Raw genomic sequence first — 13,505 nt, 5'->3', positions numbered from 1 at the left:
GCCTCCTGCCTCGTCATAACGATAATTTTCAACACCGACCTACTTAGTTGATACAAAAACCACACTGAGGGGAAAACTATCTTATAGAACAATACAGTTCAGTTAGTACAATCCAATATTTGGAGATCCCCCATTATCCCCCTTAAAAAGGGGGACTTTTTTCCGGTTCCCCCCCGTCAAATTGTTGTGGAAAAACATGGGGTACTCTGGAGGTAAATTCCACTCCAGGAATGGGAGCAGAGTTCGTCATTACTATTCCAGCCTCAATGTAAGGAAAACAAAGCTGACTTTTGATTTATTTGTCTGTGATCAATAGACCTTTTGCAAAAGTCGAATTCACCCCCCTCAGCCCCCCTACGCTAGGGTGTACACACAACACAAGTCGAAAAATATAACTATCTTGGCTTAAATTTGGTAGGGGAGGCTGTCATCGGTGTGGATATTCCTCCCGCTTTATTGCCGTTGCGTTATAGATCCAACATCCTAACGCACCGAAAATCACTCCTTGGTGCGTTGCGCTGCGCGACAACACACCCTTACACCCTCACACTCCATTTTCAAGATAGATCTAATGACCAAAATTTGTTCGCTACACACTGAAGCAAAATTCTAGCTGTGCCAGCATTAATTTAAAGATAAGTAACTAGACGCAAATAAACACAACTACTTTGACTGGGTGTATCAGGATGGGGGTAAGCTACCAAATCTACCTCTGTACCTTACACCCAGCCTTCATCAGTTAGCTTTATTGGCAGTTCTAGTTCTCATATCATTATCTCTTCCGCATCTTCAAAACAGTTATTGATGAGGTAAGCTCAGCAAACACAAATGAAAATACTTCTTTGCTAGCTCCTAGTTCCTAGTCCCTACTTACACGATAGAGGATTTCTCAATTTAATGTGAGGTTTCTATGAGTATAGGCAGAGCCATTCTTTTGATTGCTCTGGTTTTTCCAGGCTTGATGGTAGTAGCAACATCGATCTATGCGTACAATGCTGATTATGCGACGATGGAAAGAACCGAAAGGTTTGTAGAACAGTTAGCAAGGCAAAGAAGAGCAGATGATAGACAATTACAATTAGCCTATCATCGGAGTATGGTGCATCGCATGAATGCCTTTACTAATGGCACCTGGGGATTTATTGGCGCTACGATCGCAGCCATCGGCATACATGGGTTAGCAATTACCAAAGAGGAATCAATTCAAGACCAAAAAAGATCGAGTAATTAGTGTTCGTGGTTGGTGGTTGGTGGTTGGTGGTTGATTGTTCCCTACAACTAACAATTAACAACTAACAACTAAGCATATCAACAATAAACCTTTTGAGGTCTGCCAAAGCGCGATCGCGATAACGCCCATATCGCTCTTGTTTATTTTTGATTTTCTCTCCTAATTCTGGCAAAATACCAAAGTTGGGTGGCATGGGTTGAAAATGCTTGGGTGAAGCGGAACTGATAAATTCAAACAGCGCTCCCATCATTGTTGTTGATGGTAGGATTAATGGTTCTTTTCCTAAAGCGATGCGTGCGGCGTTTGTGCCAGCTAACCATCCATCGGCGGCGGCGGCTGTGTAGCCTTCAGTTCCAATTAACTGCCCAGCGCCCAACAATGTGGGACGATTTTTGAATTGTAAGGTGGATAGCATCAGCTGGGGAGCATTAATAAAGGTGTTACGGTGCATCACCCCCAACCGCACAAACTCAGCATTTTCTAAGCCGGGAATCATTCGGAATACGCGCTTTTGTTCTCCCCAGCGCAAGTTAGTTTGGAATCCTACCATATTCCAAAGTTGCCCGGCTTTGTCTTCTTGTCGTAGCTGCACTACAGCATAGGATCGTTCACCTGTGCGACTATCTGACAATCCTACTGGCTTTAAAGGCCCGTAGCGCATTGTATCTTCCCCTCGGCGTGCCAGTTCTTCAATGGGTAGACAAGCTTCAAAAAATTTCGCTGTTTCTCGCTCAAAATCTTTTAATTCTGTTTGTTCGGCGTTACATAGTTCTTGCCAAAACTGTAAGTATTGCTCTTTATTCATTGGACAGTTGAGATAGGCGGCTTCGCCTTTGTCGTAGCGGGAGGCAAGAAAAACTATGTCATGGTTGATTGTTTCCCCGACAACAATTGGACTAGCAGCATCAAAAAAGCTGAGATATTCCATGCCGGTAAAGCGGCGTAAATCTTCGGCTAGGTCGGGACTGGTGAGAGGCCCTGTTGCTAAAACAACAATACCTTCCGGGATAGCACGTGCTTCTTCCCGACGCAATTCAATCAAGGGATGTTGAGAGAGGGTTTGTGTCAAGTCTTGGCTAAATTGTCCCCGATCAACTGCTAGCGCCCCCCCGGCAGGAACTTGGTGTTGATCAGCTTTGCCAATGACAATCGATTTTAATTGGCGCAGTTCTTCGTGTAACAAACCAGCAGCGCGATCGCTTGCCATTGCCCCAAAGGAATTGCTACAAACTAATTCCGCTAAGTGTTCTGTGTGGTGGGCAGGACTGAAGCGTTGGGGGCGCATTTCATAGAGAATTACTGGTACTCCCGCCTGGGCAATTTGCCAAGCTGCTTCTGTTCCAGCGAGTCCACCTCCTATGACTGTGATCGGTTGCTTTTCCATACTTTGCGCTTTACTAAAATTTTTTATAGTTCTTAATTTATCTAATAAAAATGAATTAGAACGATTAGGTGTGTATCAACCCATATTTATAATAAATGCTAATTCACCGTTCAGTAGAGCGCTAGACTTGATTAGTTACCCTGCTGAATTCTCGTTTACGCAACTTCAGCAAAACTCGTCGAAATTGCTCAAATTCTTCTGGGCTGAGTTCTGTTTTTTGCCATGCTGGACGTTGCATTAAGCGCTCGAACCAATCATTTAAATTAGGATAATTACTAAAATTGATTCCTAATTTAGGTAATAAAGATATATCTGTACCAACGACAATATCTGCTAAGGTTAACTGTTCACCGCCAAAGAAAGAGTTGCTACCCAGAGTTGTCATCAAAAATTTTAATACTGTATTTAGATGTTGCTTTGTTTCGATAAATTTTGGTGAATCTTCATTTTCAAACATTAAAGTAATCATTTTTGGCAATAGTTCATTTGTAGATACCATTTGCACCATTTTTACAGTTGCTAATGGTGCAGGTTCTTTTGGTAACAGTGCAGGTTGATAATATTTTACTTCTAAATAATCTAAAATCGCCAGTGACTCTAACACCCGAAAATTATCATCAACTATGACTGGAATGTGATGAAAGGGGTTAAGTTCTAAATACTCTGGTTGTAATTGATCGCCGTCTAATTTCATTAAAATTGGCTCAAAATATATTTCTTTCTCCAGTAGAGTGCGCCATACACGACGTGCCATTGGCGATCGCGGATTATAGTAAAACTTGAGCATAATTGATTTTTCCTCAAAAAAGATAAGACAAACCTTTTGGTCTGGAAATACATAAAAAAACTAAATGCTTTGTCGAACTCACGTTACAAAAAGAGTTCTTAGACAGCTAAATATAAGTAGTAAAGTTGCAATTAATGAGCCAATTGCACCTACCATATTTCCTGCATAGACAACTTTATTTTTAATTGAGCCAACAATTGAAAGACCACGATGCCCCACCCAAGCACCATAGGGTAAAGCAATACAAAATCCATATCCAGAAACCACTAATGAATAAACCAAAGTGAAGTTAGATATGGGGTCTAATTTTAAATAAGATAAGACGCTGGCAAAAGCAATCATCGTGGTTCCACCCATTGCTAATCCTGAATGGGCTACACGCCATCCGCGCACAGTATTTTCATCTTGTTTCATGTTAATAGCATGACCGTAGGGTATTCCTGTTAATAACCCAATCAGTAAAACTATAGCTCCATGAAGTATTAATTGAATAGCGAGTGGATTCATTTTCAACTCCTAAATTAACTGTTTCTATCACGATAAAGACGCAGCACAAAATCACCAGCAGGAGTTTTTCTAAATGCATTAATTTCAGATACAAATTTTGGTGGTAAATCTTTGTAAATGACACTTTGTATCGGGTGTTCTGATGGTTGTATAACGGCGACTAAAACAGGAGTTGTTTTTCCACCAACACGACCTGTTGCTAAGAGATGAAAGGGTGGTGTATGTCTTTCTTCTATATAAGTAATTTTCAATTTACTAAGCGCCCATCTTGCTTTTTCACAATAATGACTAATAGGGATAGTAATTAGACGGAAAGGTTTTGTGGGATTCTCATCTCAACAGTTGTTTTCATGATTATTGATTAACCTGTTTATACTCAAAATATTTCTGCTGTAATTCTTCAGGAATGGGAATAGGACGACCATTTTGTAAGTTAACAAATGCACCTTTTTGAGTAGCAGTTGCAGCTAGTTCTTGATTACATAAAAATTCTGCTTCCACTGTCCACTTTAAACGACCTAAATTACTCAGCCATAAACGTCCTATCACTTGATCAGCAAGTTTGATTGGACGTTTATAATCTATCTCGGTTCCTGCAAGTATGGGAGCATAACCGCACTCAATTTGTTGAGCAAGTGGAAGGTATTCATCTAAGCATTTTAAACGTAAATCTTCTAACCATCTGATATACACAATATTGCTCACAATGCCGACAAAATCAATGTCGTAGGTTCGTACAGGAATGGTAAGTTCTACTTCCAATGGTCTGGGTAAATTTTGAGTTAATGACATAATTATTCTGAGAAAATTTAATATTTAAGACCGTTAGGTCTTAGAAAAAGTAAAAAAATTTAGTTCTTATAAATCTAGTTTTTTGATGATTCTGTTTTTTTGACAGCAAGTAAGCGGAGTCTTTTTTCATTATCCCTACTCTCTTCTTGATTTTTAAAACCGAAAGGTCTTATTTGTCAGAAAAAAACAAAACCTATATTCGCAATTGACTTTCCATGTAATCATTTAAATGATTAATTGCTCTTTCCATATGAATTGCATCTCCGTATAATTTACTCATCATTACGGCTCCTTCGAGGATGGCAATCATAATGGTTGCAAATTCATCAGCGTTAACTGTGGGACGAACCTCTCCTCTTGCAATTCCTTTTTCAATAATTAGACAAATTAATTCACGCCAGGAATTCATTGCTTTTTGAGCGCGTTCCCGTAATGCTGGATGTGTATCATCACTTTCGATCGCAGTGTTCAACAATGGACACCCTCCCTTGATGGGTGAATGATTTATATATTTGTGAAATACACCCATGATTGCTTGCAAACGCTCGATCGCATTACGCTTACTTCGCCAAGCATCTCTGTAAAGCTTTTGAATTTGAGCGATCGCATAATCAAATGCCTGTAGCGCTAATTCATCTTTGCTGCTGAAATGATTGTATATGCCTCCCTTTTGTAGTCCTGTTACTCGCATGATGTCTGAAATAGACGAACCAGCGTACCCCTGTTGATTAAACAGTTCGGCTGCTTGTTGGAGAATTTTGGCTTTTGTTTCTTCGCCTTTAGACATCAAAATATTTCAGACCAGTGAGTCTGTTTAAGTTTAACTAGATGAGTAGCTTATGGTCAAGACCTTATATGTTACTTGGTGTCTTAGTGGTAAAAAAATATTTTTGAACCACCCTACCCTTACGGGAAGCCACTTCGTGTCTACGGGTTCGCCACCTTGCCATCGTGACGGGAACCTTAAGAGCAGCAAGTGGACTCACCAAGGCACAAAGACACAAAGAAAAAATTATCTTTAGTTAGTAGTTAGTAGTTAGTAGTTGATTGTTATTATTTTCTATGCCCGATGCCTAATCACCAATTACTCATTACGGACACAAGCGGATAGTATAAGTTTCAAGTAGACATGATATAAATAATTGCCATTTTGGCAACTTTTCACGCTGAGGATGGGTAAATTTAGTAAGCATATGCCGTCCTTTAGCGAATTGCAAAAACCTCCTCCCCCGGTAGACAGCTAACTACCGGGGTCTTTCATTTATTGGTCAATGGTCAATGGTCAATTGTCATTTGTTACTATTTATTCTCCTCACACTCCCAGACGCTTCAAACAGCGCGTCTCTACATTACTCCTCACACCCTCTTCCTAAATTTTGAATTATGCTCGGTTGAATTTTGAATTGTTTTCTCCCCATCACCCCATCACCCCATCACCCCATCACCCCATCACCCCATCACCCCATCACCCCATCACCCCATCACCCCATCACCCCATCACCCCATCTCCCTAGTCCCTCACATCCAGCGCCAATTGTAACGATTCCACTCATAAATGCCTTGAATTTCATACTCAGCGCCGTTGTTAAAGCGGACAATGCAATTAGCACAAGATTTGTTACCATTTTGAACTTCATTAATTTGAATGACTATGCAAGGAAACCATTCCCGTGGACAGGGGCCATCATCTTGTACCCATTCCCATAGTGCATTGCAGACTTCTATGCGATCGCCTACTTTGAGGTTTAATGTATCTTCTGAAGAATACTGATTAAAATGATACGGTTGAATACGGTTGAGCCATTGTAAGCCGTAGCGATCGCGGATAAATTGTACCTCTCCCGAGTCATTTTCACGTAGCCAGTCATTTAGTAGCTGTGCTTTCCATGAGAGGTTCTGTTCTTCTTGTGCTTTGATGTAACGTAAAAAAGCTTGTAACTCTTGCGCTGTCAACTCATCTAATGGGTTAGTTTCAACTGACACTTCTGGCTGAGAGTTTCCTTGAATTTGCTCGATTACTTGCAGTAAGATCTGTTTTTGCATGTCAGTGAGAGGGCAGTTAGCTATTTCACAGCGATTAAAGGCTGTTTGCAATACTGCTTCAATCTCATCTGGTTTCATAGGTAAACAGCTATTAACAGACTACTAAATCAAATCCTATTGATTTACTGATCGTAGTTTTTTCTCTAATCCTCTTCCAACTTGAGAGGGAACAGAGGGACATTATTCAGTAATTGGTTGGATTTGATATTAATCTAATTATTACAAATTATATAGATATACAGGAAATAACAAAATATATACATCTATTGAGATAGGGAAAGATTAGAGGATAAACGGGAAGAGAAAACAGACTGACGAAGGAGAATGGCGATCGCAAATTCTGTTCCTTCACCAGCTATAGAAGTACACTTCAAGTCGCCTTGATGTTGCTCAACTATAATTTTATAGCTGATCGCCAAACCTAAACCCGTGCCTTTACCAACAGGCTTAGGTAAAGAAGGGGTCAAATAGTCGTGCTTTGATAGTTTCTGGGATACCTAAACCTTGCAGTTGTGCTTGCTGGAGATTGTTTAGCGCTTCTTGCAAGGCTGCTTCTGCTTGTTGGCGTTGTTGAATTTCTTGTTTGAGTAGATTGTTTTGTTCTTGGAGGGTTTGAGCAAAGTTACGTAGTTGTAAATCGCGTCTTTATCCAAGGATGTGTTGCAATCATTAATTGAATTGGTATAAGAATCGGGGGTTATAGAATAAAGAATAAACCGCCAAGAACGCCAAGATTTAAGTTTTTTAATTGACAGAGAAAATACAATTCGTTTTAAAAACAACAATCAACAGCCAACAATCAACAACTAACTAACAAAAATTATCTGTTGCTTCAATCAAAGCACTAGTAATTCCTGATTCACTCATGGAATGTCCGGCATCAGGAACAATAATAAATTCGGCTTCTGGCCAGGCGCGATGCAATTCCCAAGCAGAGATCATCGGGCATACTACATCATAGCGCCCTTGCACAATTACTGCTGGAATGTGACGAATGCGCTCAACATTTACCAGTAAATAATCTTCTGGTTCAAAAAAGCCTTTGTTAATAAAATAATGACACTCAATGCGTGCAAAAGCATCAGCAAATTCATTCTCACCAAACTTTTGCATTAATTCTGGATCTGGCAACAATCTGCTAGTACTAGCTTCCCAAATTGACCAAGCCTTAGCGGCTTCTAGCCTAATTTGCATGTCTGGATTTGTTAAGCGTTGATAATATGCTCTCAGCATATCGTCACGTTCTGCTACAGGAATTGGTTTAAGATACTCTTCCCACGCATCAGGAAAAATATAACTTGCTCCCTCTTGATAGAACCAGCGTAATTCTTTTTGTCGTAGCATAAAAATGCCGCGCAAAATTAGCCCAGTACAGCGTTCAGGATGAGTTTCACTGTAGGCTAAGGATAGAGTACTTCCCCAACTACCACCAAAGACAACCCATTTTTTGATACCTAAATGCTCTCGCAGTTTTTCGATATCATTAACTAAATCCCATGTGGTGTTTTCTCGCAATTCGGCGTGGGGTGTGCTTTTTCCGCAACCACGTTGATCAAACATGATCAATCGCCATTTTTCTGGATGAAAATATTGTCGGTAATGTGGTGGACAGCCTCCACCAGGGCCACCATGCAGTAAAACTATGGGTTTGCCTTGGGGATTACCTGATTCTTCAAAATGAATTGTATGGATGTCTGAGACTTGTAATTTACCTTCGTAATAAGGCTCAATTGGTGGATAAAGTTCTCGCATTTTTAAAATATTAGTAGTTAGTGGGTAGAGACGCGAGGAACATCGCGTCTGTACATTAGTAGTTAGTGGTTAGTGGTTGTACCAGACGTGCCATGGCACGTCTGGTACATTGGTTAGTAATTAGTAGGGGCTGTCTGTAACTCTAAAAGCGATCGCATACTCAATCTGTCATTGATTGTTGTCGCAATGTTAACCCTGATTTGGCGACAAGCACCACCAGTATACCTTTGACCCAGCAAACTTTGGTTTCTGACTCGTAAATTAAGTTTCTAACTCGTAAATTAAGTTTCTGACTCGTAAATTAAGTTTCTGACTCGTAAATTAAGTTTCTGACTCGTAAACCTCTTTTTAGCAACAAATTTCAGCAAATATACTCGTACTTATCCTATTTGCTAATTCTAATGCTCTAAAAGTTCTGTGGCTTCACTCAGGCTGGATCATCCGTGCTTTGCGTATTCTGATGGTATATAAAGAACACCGTGTCAACCACCATCAGGGTTCACCATATTAATCTAAAAAGGAAAACTTTATGGCGCAACGCAAACGAAATTCAAGCGCACTCACCAAAGCTGAACGACGGATTGAAGGATTACAGACGATAAACTCTGATCTAGACTTTGGCAATGGGTTGTCAATCGCTACTTACAACACTATGGTTAATGACTTACGAGAAAAACTAGCCGCCTATAATCAAGCACGAACTATAGTAGATAAGACCTACAATGCCTTAATAGATCAGAACGTACGTTGAATAATTATTCTGAGCATATGCTGTTGGGTGTTGCGTCTCGCTATGGCAAAAATAGTGATGAGTATGAAATGGCTGGTGGAACACGCAAGTCAAACCGACGAAAAGCACGCCCGGTGGTCAATCAAACAGTAAAACCTACAGAGTGATTAGCTGGCGTAGGGTGCGTTGTCGCAAAGCGCAACGCACCATAATCTCAAACATCCCAAACATCAGACGCTAACTCAAGCTCATTATCGCCACCCCAATCTAATGGGTAAATATTTTGCTCAATAAAACGATGAATACTCGAAAAAGGCCATTCTTGGGGTGATTTACAAAAGTTATGCCGTACAGGATTGTAGTGGATGTAATTGCAATGATTAGCAAAGTCAACTTCATCTCGAATCAGATGCTCCCAGAAACGGCGTTGCCATAGGTTTCTTTCTTTTCGCTTTTCTCGTGAACGGGAGATAACAACATCAAGCCCTAGCTGATGCCCATAATATTTGGTCACAAAGCGTTTGATTAAAAGCATTCGCATCGATAAATTACTATCTCCCGCAGGCAGAGTCCATAGGCAGTGAAAATGATCGGGCAGTAGAACAAAAGCATCAATTGAGAAAGGGTAATTCTGTCGGACATGTTTAAGGGCAGCGCGCAAAGCAGTGCGTCCAGTATCAGAGCAAAGCCAGGATTGGCGTTGGTAAGTAACTTGAGTTATGAAGTAAGTGCCACCAGGAACATGGGGTCTGCGGTAATTGGGCATGGGCGTTAGGGAATAGTTTGTTTTTAGGATGCCCATGATTAATGTGGTGCGTTGCGCTTTGCGACAACGCACCCTACCAGCTACTACTTTACTCAAAAACAACGCCGCGATAAAATTCCGCCATTGGCAATTCAATTCCAACTGACTCTAGGGAAATAGCTCTCTCCAAGCCGTTAAAATCACTAAGCAACCAACCTTGAGTTTGCTTGCTATAGCGTTCGACAAAAGGTTCATCCTGCTCTACTAATAAATATTCACTAAAACTTGGAATTGATCGATACATCCGAAATTTATTTTGTCGGTCATAATCTGCGGTGGAAGGAGATAGTACTTCAACAATCACCAAGGGATTCAAGACTTCATCCAAGCGATCGCCATTTAGTTGTGGTTCACCATCAAAAATCATCACGTCCGGATATACTCCGCGTCGATATTCGGGAATCCATAGCCGCAAATCGTTATTAATTGGCTCGAATTGAGTATCGCGCAGCACAGAGGTAAGATAAGTCAAAATGTTCCGACCGATGCGGCTGTGTTTGAGCGTTCCTCCGGGCATGGGTACAATTTCTCCATCTCGATATTCGCTGCGTCCTTCTGCTTTTTCTTCGAGCGCGCGATATTCATCTAAGGTGTAGCGGCGCTTGATGGTAGAAATCATAGGTCGTAGTCGATCGCATTGGTTGTAGGACAAGATTATTTTGTCACAGATTTTAGTTGTGAGGTGATGCAGCGATCGCCCGCACTTTTCCTGTACCCAGATAAGATATAAGTTTTACGTAAATGCGTTGCGCTTTGCGACAACGCACCCTACCAACTACAACATCAGTCAATTGCCCTCTCCCAAATTCAGAATTTGGCAAACCTACCTAAATTTTCCTGACGCCATTTAGTGTCTAATTTGCGATTTGTTCGCAACTCTAACACCCGAATGCCACTGGTAGGTAGAGGATTTAATTTTGTTTGCAGTTGTTTCCAGGAAGTTATCAATTCATGTTCCACGCCATAGCAAGCACACAATTGAGCAAAATCTATATCTTGTGGTGTGGCAAAAAATTCTTCAAATGGTGGTTCAAACTTAGCAATAGGTAACATTTCAAAGATGCCACCACCATTATTGTTAACTAACACAATTGTCAGATGTCCAACAAATTTATTTCTCATTAAAAAGCCATTTGTATCATGTAATAGTGCTAAATCTCCAGTTAACATGACGCTGCTTTGATGACGATGGGCAATTCCCAAAGCAGTAGATAATGTCCCATCTATACCATTTGCACCCCGGTTAAAAAAGGGTCGTATACCAGAGTGGTTGGGTTGCCAGAAAAATTCCACATCTCGCACTGGCATACTATTGGCAATAAATAAAGGTGTTTCTGGCGGTAGACTCTGGGAAAGTAACCAAGCAATTTTACTTTCTAATAAATCGTCTATTTCCTTAAAGGTATGATCAACATTTGTTCTGACTTGTACTTCAACTTGATGCCATAGTTGCAAGTAAGAGGATCGGGTGGCGGGGTAATGGGGTGATAAGGAGAATTTACCCTCTTGTTTGCTGACTAATTCTTCTACATTCACCCGTAGATGAACTGTCCTACTGTGGAGAGGATCAAGATTTTGATCACTAGAGTCAATTACCCAACGTCTAGCAGCAGTGGTTTTTAGCCAGTTACGTAAAACTGGACTGGTGGGCATTTCACCAATTTGAATTACTATTTCTGGTGTCAGCTGTTTTGCTAGTTGCTGATTCCGCAATATCAGGTCATAAGTAGAGATAATGTGAGGGTTGATATTAGCATGATTTCTGACAGGGGATAATCCTTCAGCTAAAACTGGAAATTGTAAGGTTTGGGCAAGTTGGGCGATCGCTTGACAATATTCCTGTCGCTGTTGTGGTTGGGCAACTCCAGCTATAATGATTCCTCGCTCAGAGTTTTGCCAATCGTTAAGGGGAACAGATGGGGTGATTGGGAGATGGCGTGATGGGGAGAATTTTGTAACGTGAGCAAAAAATTCTTCTGGGTTAAATTGTGACTGTAGAAACGCAAAATTTTGCGTCTCTACATTCGCGTCAGGAATCGGTGCCAGAGGGTCGCGAAAGGGTATATTTAGGTGTATGGGGCCAGCGACAGGGTAGAGCGATCGCTCCCAAGCATAAACCATTGTTTGCCGTAAATAAGCTAGCATTCCCATTTCTGCTACGGGTACAGCTAACTCTGTTTGCCAGTTGGGGTAACTGCCATATAATTTCAACTGGTCTATAGTTTGTCCAGAATGACAATCCCGCAATTCTGGTGGTCGATCGGCGGTTAAAACTAGCAGTGGTACACGAGTTTGTTTCGCTTCAATTACTGCTGGGTAAAAATTCGCCCCCGCTGTACCAGAAGTACAAACGATAGCTGTGGGTAATCCTGTGGCTTTTGCTCTTCCTAAGGCAAAAAAAGCTGCGGAACGTTCATCGAGAATGGAAATAACATCTATTTCTGGTGCTTGTTGAGCAAAAGCAACCGCTAATGGTGTGGAACGAGAACCAGGACAAATGATAGCAGTTGTTAAGCCCAAGTGCTGCAACGTTTGTGTCAATACGGAAGCCCAGAGTTCATTTGTGTTTCTGAAACCAACTTGCATGGAATTTTTTGAGATAGGGGATAGGTGATGGGGTGATGGGAAGATGGGGTGATGGGGAGAAAAACTAATAACCAATGACAATTGACAACTACCAACAACCAACAATCAACCATCAACCAACAATATATGACTTGCTTTACAATCCTAAAGGCAAAATTCGCTCTTTTATTTTCATATGGACTGCATTGATGTCACGGGAATTCGGGCCTATGGCTACACTGGCTATCTCGCAGAGGAACAGGTGCTAGGACAATGGTTTGAGGTGGATGTGAAGTTATGGTTGGATCTCAAATCAGCAGGCAAAACTGATGCGATCGCAGATACTGTAGACTACCGTCAAGTTATTAATTTGGTGCAACATCTGATCAAAACATCAAAGTTTGCTTTGATTGAAAGACTGGTAGCTGTAATTGCAGATTCTATTTTGCAAGAGTGCGATCGTCTCACGCAAGTTCAAGTCACCCTCAGTAAACCTGCTGCACCCATCCCAGACTTTGGTGGCAAAATCAGCATTTGTGTGACGAGAAGCAGGTAATTAGGAAGTGGGGAGATGGGGAACTCACCGACCCCCACGACCGACAGGGAGGAGCCAGTGCGGTGGACGGGTTTCCCGGCATAAAGCACCTGGCGTTGGGGATTAGGGGCAATGGGGAGGTGTGAGGAGAATAAATAGTGACAAATGACCAATGACCAATGACAACCAACAATCAACCCTTCGGGTTCGTCAGTCGCTCATGGGGGACTCACCGGCCCCCACGACCGACAGGGAGGAGCCAGTGCGGTGGACGGGTTTCCCGGCATAAAGCACCTGGCGTTGGGGATTGGGGGCTAGGGGCCCCCTTTGGGGTTGGGGGAGGGACCCCCCTTGGGGCGCGCTGACTCACCACC

At 41.6% G+C, this 13,505-nt stretch carries 17 protein-coding genes and 1 pseudogene; 5 read left to right on the top strand and 13 right to left on the bottom strand.

From position 1 onward, the window contains the following. The first annotated feature begins 910 nt into the window (after positions 1 to 910). Positions 911 to 1,231: a hypothetical protein gene (locus tag UYI_RS0109860; protein ID WP_016866499.1), complete on the top strand. Its 321-nt coding sequence runs from the start codon at positions 911 to 913 to the stop codon at positions 1,229 to 1,231. A 61-nt stretch (positions 1,232 to 1,292) separates the two neighbouring features. Here UYI_RS0109860 and trmFO read toward each other — a convergent pair whose 3' ends face one another. From trmFO to UYI_RS0109830, 6 genes are all read right to left on the bottom strand, one after another. Then, positions 1,293 to 2,615 carry an FADH(2)-oxidizing methylenetetrahydrofolate--tRNA-(uracil(54)-C(5))-methyltransferase TrmFO gene (trmFO, locus tag UYI_RS0109855; RefSeq protein ID WP_016866498.1) on the bottom strand — a complete coding sequence of 441 codons (1,323 nt, stop codon included), beginning with the start codon at positions 2,613 to 2,615 and terminating at the stop codon, positions 1,293 to 1,295. A gap of 121 nt (positions 2,616 to 2,736) precedes the next feature. Beyond that, entirely contained in the window at positions 2,737 to 3,402 is a 666-nt protein-coding gene (locus tag UYI_RS0109850; RefSeq protein WP_016866497.1) for a glutathione S-transferase family protein, read from the bottom strand. A 78-nt stretch (positions 3,403 to 3,480) separates the two neighbouring features. Beyond that, on the bottom strand, positions 3,481 to 3,909 hold the full coding sequence (locus UYI_RS0109845) for a hypothetical protein (RefSeq protein WP_016866496.1): 429 nt from the start codon (positions 3,907 to 3,909) through the stop codon (positions 3,481 to 3,483). A gap of 14 nt (positions 3,910 to 3,923) precedes the next feature. Then, positions 3,924 to 4,160, bottom strand: a complete 237-nt coding sequence (locus UYI_RS35725; protein WP_016866495.1) for a hypothetical protein — start codon at positions 4,158 to 4,160, stop codon at positions 3,924 to 3,926. Positions 4,161 to 4,263: 103 nt separating this feature from the next. Then, complete coding sequence (locus UYI_RS0109835) at positions 4,264 to 4,701, bottom strand: acyl-CoA thioesterase (protein WP_016866494.1); 438 nt, start codon at positions 4,699 to 4,701, stop codon at positions 4,264 to 4,266. Between the two features lie 193 nt (positions 4,702 to 4,894). Further along, positions 4,895 to 5,488 carry a TetR/AcrR family transcriptional regulator gene (locus UYI_RS0109830; RefSeq protein WP_016866493.1) on the bottom strand — a complete coding sequence of 198 codons (594 nt, stop codon included), beginning with the start codon at positions 5,486 to 5,488 and terminating at the stop codon, positions 4,895 to 4,897. 589 nt (positions 5,489 to 6,077) lie between these two features. On the opposite strand from UYI_RS0109830, the gene UYI_RS37610 reads away from it, so the two are divergent. Further along, positions 6,078 to 6,215, top strand: a complete 138-nt coding sequence (locus tag UYI_RS37610) for a hypothetical protein (RefSeq protein ID WP_162140391.1) — start codon at positions 6,078 to 6,080, stop codon at positions 6,213 to 6,215. A 4-nt stretch (positions 6,216 to 6,219) separates the two neighbouring features. On the opposite strand, the gene UYI_RS0109825 is transcribed toward UYI_RS37610, so the two are convergent. From UYI_RS0109825 to UYI_RS39615, 4 genes and pseudogenes are all read right to left on the bottom strand, one after another. Continuing rightward, a complete protein-coding gene (locus tag UYI_RS0109825; RefSeq protein WP_016866492.1) occupies positions 6,220 to 6,822 on the bottom strand; it encodes a hypothetical protein in 603 nt (200 codons plus the stop codon). Between the two features lie 185 nt (positions 6,823 to 7,007). Beyond that, a pseudogene (locus tag UYI_RS0109820) lies at positions 7,008 to 7,248 on the bottom strand (ATP-binding protein); the annotation flags it as partial. 306 nt (positions 7,249 to 7,554) lie between these two features. Further along, positions 7,555 to 8,496, bottom strand: coding sequence for a prolyl aminopeptidase (gene pip, locus UYI_RS0109815; RefSeq protein WP_016866491.1), 942 nt, complete (start codon positions 8,494 to 8,496; stop codon positions 7,555 to 7,557). Positions 8,497 to 8,609: 113 nt separating this feature from the next. Beyond that, the gene (locus tag UYI_RS39615; protein WP_268742156.1) at positions 8,610 to 8,735 is read right to left on the bottom strand and encodes a hypothetical protein; all 126 of its coding nucleotides are present in this window, start codon (positions 8,733 to 8,735) and stop codon (positions 8,610 to 8,612) included. Positions 8,736 to 9,025: 290 nt separating this feature from the next. On the opposite strand from UYI_RS39615, the gene UYI_RS38885 reads away from it, so the two are divergent. Continuing rightward, entirely contained in the window at positions 9,026 to 9,247 is a 222-nt protein-coding gene (locus UYI_RS38885) for a hypothetical protein (protein ID WP_235147928.1), read from the top strand. Next, on the top strand, positions 9,244 to 9,393 hold the full coding sequence (locus tag UYI_RS38880; protein WP_235147927.1) for a hypothetical protein: 150 nt from the start codon (positions 9,244 to 9,246) through the stop codon (positions 9,391 to 9,393). Before UYI_RS38885 ends, UYI_RS38880 begins: the two co-directional genes overlap by 4 nt. Positions 9,394 to 9,440: 47 nt before the next feature. On the opposite strand, the gene UYI_RS0109805 is transcribed toward UYI_RS38880, so the two are convergent. From UYI_RS0109805 to menD, 3 genes are all read right to left on the bottom strand, one after another. Then, on the bottom strand, positions 9,441 to 9,992 hold the full coding sequence (locus tag UYI_RS0109805; protein WP_026085854.1) for an REP-associated tyrosine transposase: 552 nt from the start codon (positions 9,990 to 9,992) through the stop codon (positions 9,441 to 9,443). Between the two features lie 88 nt (positions 9,993 to 10,080). Then, positions 10,081 to 10,650 carry a Uma2 family endonuclease gene (locus UYI_RS0109800; protein WP_016866489.1) on the bottom strand — a complete coding sequence of 190 codons (570 nt, stop codon included), beginning with the start codon at positions 10,648 to 10,650 and terminating at the stop codon, positions 10,081 to 10,083. A gap of 188 nt (positions 10,651 to 10,838) precedes the next feature. After that, the gene (menD, locus tag UYI_RS0109795) at positions 10,839 to 12,617 is read right to left on the bottom strand and encodes a 2-succinyl-5-enolpyruvyl-6-hydroxy-3-cyclohexene-1-carboxylic-acid synthase (protein ID WP_016866488.1); all 1,779 of its coding nucleotides are present in this window, start codon (positions 12,615 to 12,617) and stop codon (positions 10,839 to 10,841) included. Between the two features lie 175 nt (positions 12,618 to 12,792). Here menD and folB point away from each other — a divergent pair, with 175 nt between their 5' ends. After that, the gene (folB, locus tag UYI_RS0109790; RefSeq protein WP_016866487.1) at positions 12,793 to 13,152 is read left to right on the top strand and encodes a dihydroneopterin aldolase; all 360 of its coding nucleotides are present in this window, start codon (positions 12,793 to 12,795) and stop codon (positions 13,150 to 13,152) included. Positions 13,153 to 13,505 lie beyond the last annotated feature (353 nt).

This window comes from Fischerella muscicola PCC 7414 (assembly GCF_000317205.1).
GTDB lineage: Bacteria > Cyanobacteriota > Cyanobacteriia > Cyanobacteriales > Nostocaceae > Fischerella > Fischerella muscicola.
The sequence above is the reverse complement of the archived record's forward strand: the minus strand, read 5'-3'. Positions and strand labels throughout refer to the sequence as shown.

Bases quoted from the DNA above. Each gene is read 5' to 3' on its own strand.
- trmFO (WP_016866498.1), bottom strand. From the start codon at position 2,615: ATGGAAAAGCAACCGATCACAGTCATAGGAGGTGGACTCGCTGGAACA.
- UYI_RS0109805 (WP_026085854.1), bottom strand. From the start codon at position 9,992: ATGCCCAATTACCGCAGACCCCATGTTCCTGGTGGCACTTACTTCATA.
- folB (WP_016866487.1), top strand. From the start codon at position 12,793: ATGGACTGCATTGATGTCACGGGAATTCGGGCCTATGGCTACACTGGC.
- menD (WP_016866488.1), bottom strand. From the start codon at position 12,617: ATGCAAGTTGGTTTCAGAAACACAAATGAACTCTGGGCTTCCGTATTG.
- UYI_RS0109850 (WP_016866497.1), bottom strand. From the start codon at position 3,402: ATGCTCAAGTTTTACTATAATCCGCGATCGCCAATGGCACGTCGTGTA.
- UYI_RS0109860 (WP_016866499.1), top strand. From the start codon at position 911: ATGAGTATAGGCAGAGCCATTCTTTTGATTGCTCTGGTTTTTCCAGGC.
- UYI_RS0109830 (WP_016866493.1), bottom strand. From the start codon at position 5,488: ATGTCTAAAGGCGAAGAAACAAAAGCCAAAATTCTCCAACAAGCAGCC.
- UYI_RS0109845 (WP_016866496.1), bottom strand. From the start codon at position 3,909: ATGAATCCACTCGCTATTCAATTAATACTTCATGGAGCTATAGTTTTA.
- UYI_RS38885 (WP_235147928.1), top strand. From the start codon at position 9,026: ATGGCGCAACGCAAACGAAATTCAAGCGCACTCACCAAAGCTGAACGA.
- UYI_RS0109825 (WP_016866492.1), bottom strand. From the start codon at position 6,822: ATGAAACCAGATGAGATTGAAGCAGTATTGCAAACAGCCTTTAATCGC.
- pip (WP_016866491.1), bottom strand. From the start codon at position 8,496: ATGCGAGAACTTTATCCACCAATTGAGCCTTATTACGAAGGTAAATTA.
- UYI_RS0109835 (WP_016866494.1), bottom strand. From the start codon at position 4,701: ATGTCATTAACTCAAAATTTACCCAGACCATTGGAAGTAGAACTTACC.
- UYI_RS0109800 (WP_016866489.1), bottom strand. From the start codon at position 10,650: ATGATTTCTACCATCAAGCGCCGCTACACCTTAGATGAATATCGCGCG.